11 protein-coding genes are annotated in these 16,034 nt (G+C 65.8%); 7 read left to right on the top strand and 4 right to left on the bottom strand.

The genetic code is table 11. The annotated features are described in order from the left end of the window. Positions 1–307 precede the first annotated feature (307 nt). Complete coding sequence (locus BW994_RS05355) at positions 308–1,513, bottom strand: ROK family transcriptional regulator (protein ID WP_035234207.1); 1,206 nt, start codon at positions 1,511–1,513, stop codon at positions 308–310. A 392-nt stretch (positions 1,514–1,905) separates the two neighbouring features. Here BW994_RS05355 and BW994_RS05350 point away from each other — a divergent pair, with 392 nt between their 5' ends. From BW994_RS05350 to BW994_RS05325, 7 genes are all read left to right on the top strand, one after another. Further along, positions 1,906–3,264 carry a carbohydrate porin gene (locus BW994_RS05350; protein WP_051657697.1) on the top strand — a complete coding sequence of 453 codons (1,359 nt, stop codon included), beginning with the start codon at positions 1,906–1,908 and terminating at the stop codon, positions 3,262–3,264. Between the two features lie 78 nt (positions 3,265–3,342). Beyond that, positions 3,343–3,474 (top strand): hypothetical protein, encoded by a 132-nt coding sequence (locus BW994_RS20360; RefSeq protein ID WP_281174473.1) that lies wholly within the window; start codon positions 3,343–3,345, stop codon positions 3,472–3,474. Position 3,475: 1 nt separating this feature from the next. Beyond that, on the top strand, positions 3,476–3,943 hold the full coding sequence (locus BW994_RS05345; RefSeq protein ID WP_035234210.1) for a DUF427 domain-containing protein: 468 nt from the start codon (positions 3,476–3,478) through the stop codon (positions 3,941–3,943). A 134-nt stretch (positions 3,944–4,077) separates the two neighbouring features. Next, on the top strand, positions 4,078–5,862 hold the full coding sequence (locus tag BW994_RS05340; RefSeq protein WP_051657704.1) for a DEAD/DEAH box helicase: 1,785 nt from the start codon (positions 4,078–4,080) through the stop codon (positions 5,860–5,862). A 105-nt stretch (positions 5,863–5,967) separates the two neighbouring features. Then, entirely contained in the window at positions 5,968–6,369 is a 402-nt protein-coding gene (gene msrB / locus BW994_RS05335) for a peptide-methionine (R)-S-oxide reductase MsrB (RefSeq protein ID WP_029314631.1), read from the top strand. A gap of 394 nt (positions 6,370–6,763) precedes the next feature. Further along, complete coding sequence (locus tag BW994_RS05330) at positions 6,764–6,988, top strand: dodecin (protein WP_029314633.1); 225 nt, start codon at positions 6,764–6,766, stop codon at positions 6,986–6,988. Between the two features lie 163 nt (positions 6,989–7,151). Beyond that, on the top strand, positions 7,152–7,364 hold the full coding sequence (locus BW994_RS05325; protein WP_029314634.1) for a DUF2934 domain-containing protein: 213 nt from the start codon (positions 7,152–7,154) through the stop codon (positions 7,362–7,364). Between the two features lie 41 nt (positions 7,365–7,405). Here BW994_RS05325 and BW994_RS05320 read toward each other — a convergent pair whose 3' ends face one another. The 3 genes from BW994_RS05320 to BW994_RS05310 all read right to left on the bottom strand — a co-directional run bounded on the left by BW994_RS05320 (position 7,406) and on the right by BW994_RS05310 (position 15,817). After that, on the bottom strand, positions 7,406–8,179 hold the full coding sequence (locus BW994_RS05320; RefSeq protein ID WP_029314635.1) for a ferredoxin--NADP reductase: 774 nt from the start codon (positions 8,177–8,179) through the stop codon (positions 7,406–7,408). A gap of 143 nt (positions 8,180–8,322) precedes the next feature. Further along, the gene (pbpC, locus tag BW994_RS05315) at positions 8,323–10,263 is read right to left on the bottom strand and encodes a penicillin-binding protein 1C (RefSeq protein WP_029314636.1); all 1,941 of its coding nucleotides are present in this window, start codon (positions 10,261–10,263) and stop codon (positions 8,323–8,325) included. 1 nt (position 10,264) lies between these two features. After that, on the bottom strand, positions 10,265–15,817 hold the full coding sequence (locus BW994_RS05310; protein ID WP_076454397.1) for an alpha-2-macroglobulin family protein: 5,553 nt from the start codon (positions 15,815–15,817) through the stop codon (positions 10,265–10,267). Positions 15,818–16,034: the final 217 nt, after the last annotated feature.

The following is a 16,034-nucleotide window of genomic DNA, read 5'->3' as shown; positions in this document are numbered from 1 at the left end:
GATCGAACCCAGCCACGCCGCCCGGTCGCGCGGCTCGTCGGCACCAAAATCCGCCGCGCCACGCTGCATCTTCGTGGCAGCGTCGCCACTAAGTCAGATGCCCTGCCGTTGTTGGAAATACAGATAATTTTGCAACACCTGCAAGGATTTGCAGCACCGGCGGTCGAGTTCCACAAAATTGGCTTGACCCGACAAGTCCCCCGGTTGATTTGTCACAAAACTACAAAGAACAGCCATTTGGGGGAAACGAAGTTTGGCCGATCGCCGGCATCATCATTGCGCGCCATCCGATGCACGAGGGTTCGTCTCACTCGGGCGGACCCGCGCCATGATCGCGGCCGCGCCCGAGCTTGATCGGCGGATCATCGAGAAACTGATGCAGCGCGAGCGCGACGCCGCCCATCGGTGCCGCATCGTCCCCGAGCACGGACACCACGAGTTCGACATCGCGCATGATGGCCGCGAGCGCGTTGGCATGCAGCGAGTCCATGGCCGCCGGCAGCAGGCAGGGTGCCAGCCGCGCCAGACTGCCGCCCAGCACGATGCGGCGCGGACTGACGATATTGATCAAATTCGCCAGCCCCAGCCCCAGATAATAGCCAGCCTCGCCCAGCACCGCCCCCACGATCGCATCGCCCTGCTCAAAGCCGCGCAAAATCCCCGCCACATCACGCGCCTGATGACCCTTGGCCGCCAATTCGGCCAGAATCGCCCGCTCGGACACATAAGCCTCGAGGCAGCCGCGCGCGCCGCAGCCACACGCCCGCCCGCCCGGCACCATCTTCATATGGCCGATCTCGCCGGCCAGCCCATGCGGCCCGCGATACACCTCGCCCATCATGTACAAACCACCGCCGATGCCCGACCGCCCCATGATATAGACAAAATCGGTAATGTCGCGGCTCGCCCCGAACAGATGCTCGGCGATCGCTGCCGCCTTCACGTCGTTTTCCAGCCGGATCGGGCATTTCAGGTGCCGCGCCAGCATCGCCGCGATATCGAGATCGCGCCAGCCGAGGTTGGGGGCGAACACCACCCTTCCCTCAAGCGAGACCAGCCCCGGCAGCGCAATGCCGACGCCCAGCAGCGCCCCGCGCCCGGCCTTCACACTGCGCAGCGCCGCAGCCACCCCCTCATGCGCGGCCAGCGCCGCCGCCTCGGGCTCGGTGCTGCCCGCCACCGTGACATCGGCGCAGGCCATCCCGTCGATCGTTGCGAGAGTAACACGGATCGCGTCCGGTTCGATCCCGATCCCGGCCAGAAAACCAGCGCGCGCATCGATGTTCAACGCAACCGTCGGCCGGCCGGCGCGCCCGGTCGGTGCATCGGTGGTGCGGCGCACAATGCCGGTTGTTTCCAGATTGGTAATGATGATCGAAATCGTCGCCGGGTCGATGCCGGATTGTATCGACAATCTCTGCTGCGAAATCCCCGGATTCTGGCGAATGATGTGAAACAGCCGGCCGGTGTTGATGCGCCGGATCAACGCGGAATTGACACGGGTACGGGTCATGCGGCGCGCGTGAAATCGGGCACGATGTTAGCCGGTTTCATGGGTTCAGCTCGACGTTTCGCCGTTCGGTTGAATTTCGCATTGACACCGCAGACGCTCCTCATTAAGGGTTTTTTAAAGAGTAAAAATAATTCACGCAAGCGACAGATTGTTCGAAATTGCGTGGATCGAAGCGGGGACGAAACGATGACACATGCAAACACCGCTGCAACGTCACAAAACACGTGCATGTCCCATGCGCGTCGGTTTCATTTCCCGCGCCCCCTCGGCGGCTGTGCTGCAGCCGCCATCACCAGTTCCTGCCCGGCGCCGATGGCGCGGTACCGGGGTGTCTTTGCGCCACCAAAACAGGTTTCGCCGCAAACCAAAGTCACGCAACATGGAGGTCCGTTTTGAACCATAACCAACCAGCCAAGCTCCGGAACCGGCTCGCAGGCACGTTCGCCGCAGCAGCCTTGTTCGCAACGGTTCTTGGCGTCAGCAGCCCCGCCCAGGCCCAGCAGGCCGCGCCCGAGGTCAATCTGGCACCGTCGCCGATCCAAAGCCTCGGCCAGTCGCTCTACAACGATGGCATCTACCTGAATTCGCGCTACCTCGGTGAATTCGCAGGCTCGGTCAGCGGCGGTCAGCGCCAGGGCACCGATTACGCCGGCGAACTCAACTTCGGCGCGACGTTCGACATGGAAAAACTCGCCGGCATCCAGGGCGGTTCGTTCCATGTCCTGTTCACCCAGCGCCATGGCCGCGCGCTCGCGTTCGACGCGATCAACAACAGCGTCTCGGTCCAGCAGATCTACGGCGGCGGGCAAACCGCACAGATGACGATTCTGACCTATGAACAGAAATTCTTCAACAACATGGCCGATATCGAGTTCGGCCGTACCGATGTGGGCGACAGCTTCGACGTCTCCTCGTTCTATTGCGACTTCCAGTCGAACGCGCTGTGCGGCAATCCGCCGGACATGGGCAAGATCGTCTCGACCTCGTTCTACCCGATCTCCGTCTGGGGCGGTCGCCTGTTGATAACGCCGACCCCGAACGTCTACTTCAAGGTCGGCGCCTATCAGGCCACCAACAACCAGAACCCCGATGCCCATCACGGCTTCTACTTCGGCACGGCGGGATCGAGCGGCTACATGCTGCCGATCGAACTGGGCTACAAGTTCAAGACCCCCGGCGCCATCGCCAATAACCGTTACGATATCGGCGCCCTGATCGATCGTACCCACTACGATGCCGCCTTCTACAGCCCGAACACCCAGTTCGGCCGGGCCGCGATCTACGCCCAGGCGCAACAAATGGTCTACCAGGCCGCACCGAACTCGCCGCGCGGCGTCTACCTGTTCGGCGAAGCCATGGTCGGCACCGCCGGCGGCAAACAGGTCTCGAACCTGCAGGCCGAAGCCGGCATGATCTGGGAAGGCCCGCTCGCCAGCCGCCCCAACGACAACATCGGCCTCGCGGTCAGCGGTCTTCACTACAACAACCGCTACCTGAACTCGCTGTACCAGACCCGCCTCGCCGAAGGCGGCGCCGGCCGGCCGGATCACAATTTGATCATGACCGAAATCCACTACGCCATTCAGGTCAACAAATGGCTCAACGTGATGCCGAACTTCCAGTACGTCATCAATCCTGACGGCCAGGGCTTCTCGACCTACGCGACCCACAACCTGCCGAATGCCGCCGTGTTCGGCATCCAGCTCTACGTCGACCTGCCGACGCTGTTCGGCATTCCGACCAAGTCGTAACCAACCCCGATCACCCGATCGGATCGCAAACCCCGGGGCCAGTCCCCGGGGTTTTTTTATGTCCAGAGCAGTTCCCGTTTGCCCTGTTGCCACCATGTCATCCGCAGCATCACCGCACCGCAGGAATGGAGTTTCAGCATGGCCCTCCGCCCCGCCATCATCCCCGAAAACAGCTTCGGCGCCCGCAATGCCTGGGCCGAACCGGCCTGACATGCCAGTGATCGAAAACGTCTGGGACTATCCCCGCCCGCCCCGGCTCGAACCCGTCCCGCTGCCGCTCCGCATCGACTTCAACGGCACCACCATCGCCGCAACGACCGAAGGCTTTCGCGTGCTCGAAACCAGCCACCCGCCGGTCTACTACCTCCCCCGCACCGCCTTCTCCTGCGGCATCGAACCCCGCAGCGGCGGCAGTTTCTGCGAATGGAAAGGCCGCGCCTCCTACTGGTCATTGCGCCAGGGCGACCGGATCGCGGTCGACGCCGCCTGGAGCTACCCGACCCCCTCGCCCAGTTTCCTGCCGATCCGCGACTACCTCGCGGTCTACGCCGGCCGGGTCGATGCGTGTTTCGTGGGCGATGAACAAGTCACCCCCCAGCCCGGCGGCTTCTACGGCGGCTGGGTCACCGCCAACCTGATCGGCCCCTTCAAAGGCAGCCCCGGCACGATGGGTTGGTAAAACGCGCCCGCGGCACGATGGGTTGGTAAAACGCGCCCGACAACGGGCGGCAGCCAGCCCATCGCAACGGTTGCCGCACGATCGCCCGCGCGCTATCAGCCCCCATGAACTCCCCGATCGAAACCGCCCCCGTCATGAATTTCCCGATCGCGGTCCCCGCGCTGCAACGCGCGCTGACCGCACGCGGCTACACCGAACCCACCAGCGTCCAAAGCGCCGTCCTCGCCGACGACGCCACCGAGCGCGACCTGCTGGTCTCCGCCCAGACCGGGTCGGGCAAAACGATCGCCTACGGCCTCGCCTTCGCCAGCACCATCATGAACGACGGCGCCCTCCCGCCACCCACCGCCCCGCTCGCCCTGATCATCGCCCCCACCCGCGAACTCGCCATCCAGGTCCACGCCGAACTCGCCTGGCTCTACGAATTCACCGGTGCCCGCGTCGTCTCCTGCGTCGGCGGCATGGACCCCAGGCGCGAACAACGCGCCCTCGCCGCCGGCTGCCACATCGTCGTCGGCACCCCAGGCCGCCTGCAGGATCACCTCGAACGCCGCCACCTCGATGTCAGCGCCCTGAAAGTCGTCGTGCTCGACGAAGCCGACGAAATGCTCGACCTCGGCTTTCGCGACGAGCTTGAATTCATCCTCGGCACCACCCCCACCGAACGGCGCACCCTGCTGTTCTCCGCCACCATCGCCCGCGAAATCGCCGCCCTCGCCCGCCAATACCAGCGCGACGCCTTCCGCATCGATACCGTCGCCCGCAACCAGCCCCACGCCGATATCGAATACCGCGCCATCCGCGTCGCCGCCCATGAAATCGAACACGGGCTGGTCAATTTGCTGCGCTTTCACGAACTCGGCGGCTGCCTCGTGTTCTGCTCGACGCGCGAAGCTGTCCGCCAACTCCACGGCCGCCTGCAGGAACGCGGCTTCGCCGTCGTCGCCCTCTCTGGCGAACTCAGCCAGACCGAACGCAACACCGCCCTGCAATCCCTGCGCGACGGCCGCGCCCGCGTCTGCATCGCAACCGATGTCGCCGCTCGCGGCCTCGATCTGCCCAACCTCGATCTGGTCATCCACGCCGATCTGCCCAACAACAAAGCCATCCTCACCCACCGCTCCGGGCGCACCGGCCGCGCCGGCCGCAAAGGCCTCTGCGTCCTGCTCGTCCCCAACAGCCGCCGCCGCCAGGCCGAAGCCCTGCTCGCCTCGGCTAACATCAAAGCGAGCTGGGACGAACCACCCTCGGCCGACTCCATCCGCGCCCGCGATCAGGCCCGCCTGCTCACCGACCCGCTGCTGACCGAACCACCCCTCGATGACGATCTCACCGCCGCCCGCGAATTGCTCGGCGGCTACACGCCCGAAACCATCGCCACCGCCCTCATCCGCCTCTACCGCGCCCGCCTGCCCTCACCCGAAGACATCTCGCCTCTCCCGCCCGAACGCCCCCGCTTCGATAACAACCGCGACTTCAACAGCCGCGAACCCCGCCCCCACACTGGCACACCGGGCGCCGGCCCCATGGTCTGGTTCCGCGCCGACGTCGGCCGCCGCAAAAACGCCGATCCAAAATGGCTGCTCCCTTTGATCTGCCGCGTCGGCGGCGTCACCAAACGCGATATCGGCGCCATCCGCATCTTCGACCGCGAAACCAAATTCGAAATCCACCAATCCGTCGCCGATGACTTCATGAAATCCGTCATCGCGGTCAACAACCCCGAAATCCACATCGAAACCACCACCGGCCCCACACCGGATGCGGTCGGCGCCACCCGCCCCCGCCCGCCAGGCGCAACCCCGCCCTGGCGCAAAAAAACCGGCAACCCACCCAACTTCAAAACCCCCGGCACCGATCCCGCCAAACCCAACGAACAAGCCCGCCGCCGCCGCAACAAAGCCAAATCCGGCGCCTGACCCCGCCCCCCAACGCCTTGATCCCGCGCCGGCCATCCCCACACTCTCCTGAAAGCCGCACACAGAAATCCCAAGGCCGCGCAGCGGAATCAAGGAGCCCCACACATGGAACAATCCACCTACAGCTTCGCCCTGTCCGACGCCGAATGGCGCCAGAAACTCACCCCCGAACAATACGCCGTCATGCGCGCCCACGGCACCGAACGCCCCGGCACCTGCGCCCTGCTGAACGAAAAACGCCCAGGCCGCTTCACCTGCGCCGGGTGCAACACCCCCCTGTTCAACACCGAAGGTAAATTCGAAAGCGGCACCGGTTGGCCCAGCTTCGACGCCCCAATCCCCCACGCCGTCGCCACCACCACCGATCGTAGCCACGGCATGGTCCGCACCGAAGTCCACTGCGCCACCTGCGGCAGCCACCTCGGCCACGTCTTCAACGACGGCCCCGCCCCCACCCACCACCGCTACTGCATCAACGGCATCGCCATGAATTTCACCCCAGCCTAGTCCTGGCCACTTGTGGGGTGGTGCCTGAGAGTCAGTAAGGCCAGGGGCTCTCCCTCCGGAGCCATTCCAGCGATGAAGAGCATCGCTGGAACCTTCGGCTCCTCCGCCCCTGGACCCCGTTAAAGGCGGAGCCTTTAAAATCCATTAGTTTTAGGCAAGGGGAGGGCGCTGCCTCGGTGGTTCCGCTGATCTGGCCTGGACAGCCCTCCCCTTGCCTAAAACTAGCGGGTTCTAAGGGCTAAGCCCTTAGTGGGGGTCGAGGGGGCAAAGCCCCCCGCCTTACTTCCTCTCAAACACCACCCCACCAGTGCCCAGTATTACGGGCCGGGTGATAATTGAAATCGGGGTGGTTGGTGCCAATGTTGTGAGTGCAACAATAAAGAGGCGACCGAGGATGGACAATCACACGTATCGGCTGGTGGAGTTGGTTGGGTCTTCGCCGACCAGTATTGAGGATGCGATTCAGACGGCGCTGACCAAGGCGCACGAGACTTTACGTCACATTCATTGGTTTCAGGTGACGGAGACTCGTGGCCATGTCGAGGGTGGCCGCGTTGCGCATTATCAGGTCACGTTGAAGGCTGGGTTTACGCTGGAGGATGATGGCAAAAGTGCCTGAATCGCGCGGGGCTTCGGCGGATCGCGTAACGACCGGGCGTTCTTGATCCAGCGTTTTGGCGCCGCACCGGATAACCGCGAATTCACGCATCCGCCCGATTGAGCCTGGTCTTTCGCCGCGCCATGTCTGTCGCACACGGCAATCAATCAGGAGGAATTTCGCCATGTCCGACCAGGACCACAACGACAAAGTGAGAGAGCTGGCCTACAAACTATGGGAAGATGCCGGCAAGCCCGCCGATCGCGACGACGAGTTCTGGCACCAGGCCCATGCCCAGATCCCGCACCCGCCGGAGGCGCCGGAACCGATGAACGACGACGAACCGGCTCCAGCCAAATCGCCGCTCGCCGCCAAAGTCCCCGCCGGCCGGGGATAACGTAACGGCAAGGCAGGCCGGCCCGGCGGCCTGCCGCGCCATTATTTCTCGACGAACGCCTTTTCGATCACGTATTCGCCCGGGATCGAGGAGTTTCCCTCGTTGAACCCGCCCGCTTCGAGCAGCGCGGTCATATCGGCCAGGAACGCCGGGCTGCCGCACAGCATCACGCGGTCGCTTTCGGGCGACAGCGGCGGCAGGTTGAAGCTGGGGTCGAATCCGTCGCGCATCAGCGTCGTGATCCGGCCGTTATGGCGGAACGGCTCGCGCGTCACGGTCGGGTAATACAGCAATTGCCTCCGCACCATGTCGCCGATGAACTCGTTCTGCGGCAGCGTACTGGTGATATAGGTCTCATAGGCGAGCTCCGACACATGCCGGCAGCCATGCACCAGGATGATCTGTTCGAACCGCTCATAAATATCCGGCTCGCGGATAATGCTCATGAACGGCGCCAGCCCGGTCCCGGTCCCGAGCAGATAAAGCCGCGCGCCCGGCCGCAGATTATCGGCCACGAGCGTGCCGGTCGGCTTGCGCCCGACCAGCACGGTATCGCCGGGTTTGACGTGCTGCAACTGCGAGGTCAGCGGGCCGGACGGCACCTTGATGCTGAAAAACTCCAGATGATCCTCATAAGTCGCACTCGCCATCGAATACGCCCGCATCAGCTTGCGCCCCGCGACATCGAGCCCGATCATCGTAAACTGCCCGGCCACGAACCGGAACGACGGATCGCGCGTCACGGTAAAACTGAACAGCCGATCGGTCCAATGGTGCACATCGGTAACGGTTTCGGTATTGTGGCTGGCACTCATCAGGCTTGCTCCGCGCATCGTTCGGGTCAGGATCAATCGGTGGTCGTAGAAAAACTGTCAGTCGTTTGCAACACTGGTCTATCACATGGCGATCCCCGGCAATCCAGCCAGCGGCAGGTCAGCCCTGCATCAGCCCCGGCGCATCACCGCACATGGACCGTCCCGGTAATCGTCCGCCCGGTCGCATCCATGATCGTGAGCCGATAAAACCCCGGCCCCGGCGGCTGCCATTCGGCGCTGCGCAGCGCCGGAATCGACGCAATCAACCGATCATCGATCATGAACCGCAGCGGCCGTGCCCCGCCCATCGCCCGCAAATCCACCGGATCGCCCGCCGGCAGCACCAGTTTCGGCGCGGGCGCGAGCAGCGCGAACGGCAACGCCGGCTTCGCCTCGGCCAGCACCGGCGGCGTGCTCGATCGTGGCAACGCCAGCGGTGCCGCCGGCAGAAACCCGAACACATCCGCCAGCACCGGCAACGCGGCCAGCGCGAACTGCCCCGCCAGCGCCCCGCCATCCGGCGCGCCGATCCACACGCCGACCACCGTATCCCGATCGTAGCCGAACGCCCAATTATCCCGATTCCCAGCGCTGGTACCGGTTTTCCACGCAATACCCGCCGGCCCGCCACCCGGAAACGGCCGCGTCAGAATCCCGGTGATTTCCTGCGCAATCGCCGGTGACAGCAGGCGCCGCCGCCGCCGCGCCTCAGCCGCCAGCACATGCAATCGCTCGACCCGCCCATCCGTCGCAAGCCCGGCATACAGCGCCATCAGCCGCCGCATCGTAATCCCCGCACCCCCCAGCGCCAGCGGCAACGAGGGTGCCGCCCCGCGCGGCAGCGCAAGCGGCACCCCGGCCGCCGCGAGCGCCGCGGCAAAATGCTGCGGCCCATACGCCCGCATCAACGCCACCGCCGGCACATTGAGCGAGCGGCGCAGCGCGGTCGTCGCGGTCACCGCCCCCTTGAAACGCCCGGTGTAGTCATCCGGCGCATACCCCCCGAACCGACCGGGCAGATCGGTCAGCAGCCCGTGCGGCTGCGCCAGCCCATCGGCAAAAGCGAGCCCATATAAAAACGGCTTGAGCGCCGACCCCGGCGACCGCACCGCCCGCGTCAGATCGACAAACCCGGCCCGCCGCGCATCGCCCCAGTCCCCGGCATAAATCGCCCGGATCGCCCTGGTCCTCGCATCCACCACCATGATCGCAAGGCTCTCATGCGGCCCCAGCCCGCGCATCACCCCAAGCGCGAACCGCGCGATCGCGGCATCGAGCGGCCCATCGATCGTGGTGCGCGCCCCGGCCGGCAAATGCACCGTCACCTGCGGCGCCAGCACCATGAACCGATGCCGCCGCCCCGGCACAGCACGCGCCTCGGCATGGCGCAGCGCCGCGCCTGAAATCACCCCCGCCGCCGCGGCCGCCGCGAGCACCCGGTTGCGCGCCGCCATCGCCGCACGCGGATGCACCGCGGGGTCGAGTGCCGCCGGCCGCCGGCACAGCGCAACCAGCAAAGCCGCCTCCGCCGGGCTCAACCGCTGCGGACCATGGCCGAACCACGCGTGGGACGCCGCCTCCACCCCGACCAGATTGCCACCGAACGGCGCGAGCGAAAGCCACATGCCCAGGATCGCCGCCTTGCTGTAATGCTCGTTCAACGCCAGCGCATGAAACGCCTCATCGAGCTTCACCGCCAGCGTGCGCGGCGCCGGATGCAGCAGCCGCGTCACCTGCATGGTCAGCGTCGATGCGCCCGAAACCACATGCCTCGCCGCCAGCAATTGCGCGCTCGCCCGCAGGATCGACAGCGGATCGACCCCCGGATCGAGATAGAAATGCCGATCCTCGACCGCAATCACCATCCGCGCCAGCAACGGATCGACCGTCGCCGCATCGCTCGGCAATTTCCACTCGCCCCGCGCATCCTCGAACGTCGCAATCGCATGACCATGCCGGCCGAAACTCTGCCGGCTCTGCACCAGCAGCCGCGACAATCCGGGCGGGCGAAACCACGCCAGCCCAAAGATCAGCCCGATCGCAACAACACCAGCAAGCCCAACCGCCCCAAGCCGGCGCCGCATCTCAGGGCCGCAGCGCGGCATCGCGCTTGAGCACGGCCATCCGCCGCTCGGTCTGATCGATCAGGCAGGCCACCCCCTTCGCCGTCCGCATCGCCACCGCCTGCCGCCCGCACGCGGCCCGCTTGTCGATGATCCATTGCGACTCCCCAACCCGCAGCAACGCCTGCTCGCCCGGCGGCAGTGTCCGCATCAACGCGTCATATTGCCTCGCCAATGCGGCATTCGCCGCCTTGAGCTTCGGCGACCCACCACTCCCCGGCGTCACCACCGATTTCTGCGTCACCACCGGCTTCGGCGCCGCCTGCCCCGGTGCCAGCACCGTCACGCTGCCCCCCGCCGTCCGGCCGAACACCATCGGATGAAACATATCCGACAGCGTCACCCCCGGCAGCGTGAAATGCCCCGGCGTCACCGCCCGCACCATCACCGCGACGCGGAATTCCCGATCCACGCCATTATCCTCGCCGAAATAATTGGAATCCGACGGTGCCAGATCGAACGCCGCCTCGTAGCGATCATCCGAAGCCGCCCGCACGCGCGGATGGCTGAGCCGGCCCAGCCAATCCAGCGCACCCCCGCTCACCGCCCCGCTCGCAATATTGCCCGCAAGCTCCCACCCCGCCGGCAAACCGGCATCGACCACGGCCCGATGCGGCGCGGAATCGACCGCCCGGCCGCTGATCACCATGATGAAACTGGTGTTCTGCGCCAGCACCGCGGGGTCGAGCGCGGTGCCGTCCAACGCATAGAACCGCCGCGTCACGACCATGCCCTGCCGCACCGCCGCCGGTGCCCGATCCGGCACGCCGGTCGTCGCCACACTCACCGCCAGCGCCGTCGTCGCCCGATTGACAATCGCCGCCGGCCCCGCCAGCGCCTCGCTGACCGCCTTGTCCGCCTTGATCGCGCGGCCACCGATCGTGAAATCCATCGGCGGCAGCGGCGCGCCGAGCACCCCATCGGCAAAACACGCCCAGGCCAGCTCCTGGGCGCTCAAATCCGCGACATCGATCCCCTGCCCCGGCAAATCCGCCCGCAACGCCGCCAGCCGGTCGCGCAGCAACCCGGTCTGCGCCACCACCGCAGGCACCGCCCAGGCATCGCGCAACGGCGACCCGAACGCCTGGTTCCAATCCTGATCCAGAAAATACCAATCCCCGGTCAAGCGGTTATGCATCGACAGCGCCGCATCCAGCGCATGCCGCGCCGCCCCCGGCTCGCCGATCTCATCCAGCGCCGCGCCAAGCTGCGCGCGCGCCAGCGGCATGTCCAACCCATCGAGCCCCTCGCCCAACTGGCGGATCACCCCCGCCGGCGGCCGCCCCGCCAGGCCCAGCACATAGGCCGCATAAACCTGCGAGAACGGGCTGCCCTCACCCTGCACCACCTCGTTATGCAACCACGCCAGCGCCTGATCGATCTGCGCATCCGGCACATACGCCCCGGCCTTGCGCGCGCGCAGCAAAAACTCCGTCGCATACGCGCTCAGCCACGGCTCACTGGTATCCTGCGACGACCACAGCCCGAACGCCCCATCGAACCGCTGCAAATCCAGCACCTGCTCCACCGCCCGCGCCAGCCGCGCCTGCGGCTCCGGCCCCGCGACCGGCCCATGCAGCACCGTCAGCGGCAGACCCCGGCTCACGCTCTGCGCCAGAAACGGCAGATGATTCGCCGCCAGCGCCTGCATATACTCCGCCGGATCGAACGGCAGCGTATTCCCGAACGTGATCGTCGCGCCCACCGAACCCGGATAAAACCCGGCGTCGTTCACCCCGATCGTCGCCCGCGCCCCCGGCTTCACCGTCGCGGTCATCAACCGGCTCACCGGCGCGCGGGCGGACTGCACGCTCAGGGTCCAATGCCGGTCCAGCGTATAATGCGCCCCGCGCAACGCCAGATCGATCCGCCCGGTGCCCTCCGCCTGCGCCGCATCCAGCCCGAACCGCACCACCTGGCGCGCACCCGGCTTCAGATCGATCGTCGCGCGCGCCGCCCCCGCAATGCGCAACGGGCCGGACACGCTGAGCCGCGCGGTGAAACTGCCATACGGCAAATCCAGGTTCTGCAGCATCAGCCCGGCATCCGCACTGTCCCCCGGTGCCAGAAAGCGCGGCAGCAGCGCATCGGCAATCACCCGGTTGCGCACAATGATATCGCTGTTCGCCCCACCCACCGCCGTCTTGGTCCAGGCCACCGCCATCAGCCTGATCTGGCCGTTGAACGAGGGAATATGCAGCGTGATATGCGCAATCCCATCCGCCCCCGCCTGCACCGGCCCCGCGAACAACGAAACGATGCGCTGCGGAATCGGCTTGTTCGCCGGCCCGAAATTCGCCCCCGCGCCGTTCTTCAACACCGCCGGCTGGCCGGAGGGCGGCAGGATCAGCCCGGCGTAATCGTCCAACACGCTCACCCCCAACCGGCGCTGGCCAAAAAAATGCCCGAGCGGATCAGGGTCGGCAAAATCGGTCAACTGCAAAATTCCCTCATCCACCGCCGCCAGCGTCACATACGCCCCCGGCCGCGCATGGACATCGAACGTCACATCCCGCCCCGGCCGATACAGCGGCTTCACCGGAATCGACACATCGATCCGCCGCCGCCCCGGCTTCACGCCAATCCAGGTCAGCCCGATCGCCCGCCCCGGCTGATGCGTCGCATCGCCCTTCTGAAACGCCTCGACCATCGCATACGCACCCGCCCCCCACCGCCGCCTGACCGCGATGTTCAGCGTCGTCCCGCCCTGCGGCAGGGTGAAGTTCCGCGTCGAAATCACATCGTTATTGGCCATCACCAGCGTCGCCGGCCCCGCGAACGGCGCGCTCACATGCACCTGCGCGGTATCGCCCACCGCGTAATCGCGCGCACCGGATGAAACCGTCACCCGCTGCGGCGCCGCCGGATTGGCCGAGGTCGCCCAGCCGGAATAAAACACCACCGAGCTTGCCGCGAACCCGCCCTTCGCCTGCACCACCCGCAGCCGATACCGCCCCCAACCCAGCACCGGCGCGCTGAAATGCGTCGGCTTGCCCGGTTGCAGCGTCACATTCACCGTCTCCACCGGCCGATTCACATGACTGATCGACCAGCGCGCCACCGATCCGTTGTAATAAATGTTCCACTCGGTGTCCTGGCGCACCAGGCTCACCGTCACCGGCATCGCCACCGCCGCCCCCGCCGGATCGACCGCGGCAATCTCGAACCCCGGCGCCACCTTGTTGCCCACCGTATCATCGGCGAAATCCGGCCTGATCCCGATCAACGGCGCCGCCGGCGTCACCGGCAGCGTGATCGCCTTGGTCACCGCCCGGCCGGAGGGATCATCGATGCTCACACTCAGCTTCGCCGCAATCGCATGGGTGGTGTCCGGCGGATTGGTCAGATCGATCGGCACACGCGTATTGCCATGCGGCCCGGTCGCCGCCAGCTGCACATGGCTCAGCGGCGATTCGAACATCTCGCCCTGCAAGCCGAACCGATACCCCGCCCATTGCGCAAACGGCGTCGCCGCCGTCACCAGCCGCACCGTCGCCGTCCCGCTCAGGGCCGAACCCGGCGCACCATATAGAAACCGCACATTGACCGGCCAATGATCGCGCTTGCCCGCCACCAGCGGCTTCGGCTGCCCGAGCGAAACCTTCAGCTTCGCCGGCACGAACGCCGCAACCGTGAAATGCCGCTCGGCGAGCGCCTGCTTGTCCGTCCCCATCGCCAGGCTGACCGACCAATTCCCCGCCTGCGCCGCACCCGGCAGCACAACCGGCAGCGTCACCGCATCATCATCATGCCGCGCCACCACCCGATCGAGGTAAACCTGCCCGCCCGGCCGCCGCACGATCACATGCAACGGCAAATCGAGCGGCGTCTGCCGATCGGTCCGATACAGCGCCATGACATGCACGGTCTCGCCCGGCCGATAAATCCCCCGATCCAGCCACAGGAACGGATCGATCCGATGCGCCACCGGCCGCCCCGAAATCCCCCGATCCGACAAATCGAGCGGCGATCCCGTCAAATCGAACACCGTGAAATCACCATCCGGCCCGCTGATATGCAAAGCAACCGGCGCCTGCCCACCGCTGCCCGCCAGCAAGGGCGCCGCAAAAGTCGCGAACCCGTCACCATCCGTCGTCGCCGTCGCCAGAATCGAATTATCCGATGCGATCAACGCAATCTTCACGCCGCTCTGCGGCTGCGCCGCGGTAAAATTGCGGATCTGCACATGCAGCCCGTTCCAACCGCGCCAGACCACCGGCGCCAGATCGGTCCGCAGCACCAGCTGCACCGCATGCAACGCATAATTGCTCTTCTGCCCCGCCCCCGGCCGCAGCTCGATCGCATAAAGACCTGGCTTGGCCATAACCTTGGGCAAATTCAGCACCGAGCGGATCAGCCGGTTGGAAACGAACCCCGGCACCGCCGCCGCGCCCTGCCAGACCGTCCTGCCATAATTGCCGTTCAGCGTGTTCTGATAGGAATCCGGATTGAACAGCGGATGGTTCGAGAAAAACCCGGTCAACGACCGCTCCGCCACCCGCACGATCTTCAGCCGCACCGTGTCCAGATTGACCGTGGAAACCCCCACCGCCGGCGGCGACGAGGCGGGGATCAGAAAATGCGTGACATCCGCAATCAACTGCGCCCGCCGCGCGCCGATCACCACACTCACCTTCATATCCTCCGGCAGGCGCGCCCCACCCTGCAACGGCATCCCGTGCAGCAGCGTCACCGTGCTGGTATTGCCGGCCGGCAGACCGGCAACACAAATCGCACCCGCCTGCACGCTCACCGCCGCCTGCGGCTGGGGCGGTGCAAACCGCACCCAATCCCCCGCATGGAAATCCGCCGCCCCGCTCGGCTTCACCGTCAGCGCAATACAGGCGCTGGTCGGAAACTGATTGGCATGCACGGTCAACTTGGTCACCCGCACGCCATAGGTCTTGCGCGCCGCCGCCAATTTGTCCGCAATCACCCGATCATCCGGATACGCACGCTGCAACGCCGCCAGCACATCGAGCCGCGCCAACTGATTGTCCTGCAACGACAACGCCTTGACGATCAACAACAACGCCCGCTTGGCACGCCCCACATCGCCGCCGGATGTCTCGTTCTGCCGATACGCAATGAACGCCGCCGCCTCGATCGCGGCCGGATCGGGCTTGGCGATGCGCGACAGCGCCGTGGCATAATCGAGCCACAGCCCCGGCTGCGTCTCATCGCCAATGGTCAACCGCCGCCGATAAAGCGCCGCCGCGGCCGCCCAATCCTGATCATCGAACGCCTGCTTCGCCCGCCGCGCCAAATCCGCCCGATGCGCCGCAACACCCGCACTGTCCCCCACCACCCGCCGATCCGCAAACGCCTGAAACGCCCGCGCATCCGCAACCAACCCCGGCAGCAGATGCCGCAAACCAACGCTCGGCGGCGGCGCCGCCCGCGCATCAGGCACCGGCGCATCAGCCACCGCCACCCGATGGCTCACCGCCAACCCCGCAACCGCAAGGCACAGCACAACCGCAAACCGCAGCATCGAACGCGGTGAGTTGCCCATCAGACGCCGCAGCCCATGATCGGATCGGACATCGCTTCTCACTCCCAGTGGCCATCCGCCAAGCATAAACAAACCAGCATTTTCTTGGCTCTTTCGATAACAGGATGCCAGAACAACGCCAAGGTCCCCAATCAATCCAACCCCACAACGTCGTTGCAAGCACAAACCCGTAAGATGGGTATCCCTTGATACCCATCACCCAAGCCCCCAACCCCAC

Origin of the sequence: Acidiphilium rubrum (assembly GCF_900156265.1) — a bacterium.
Lineage (GTDB): Bacteria > Pseudomonadota > Alphaproteobacteria > Acetobacterales > Acetobacteraceae > Acidiphilium > Acidiphilium rubrum.
The sequence above is the reverse complement of the archived record's forward strand: the minus strand, read 5'-3'. Positions and strand labels throughout refer to the sequence as shown.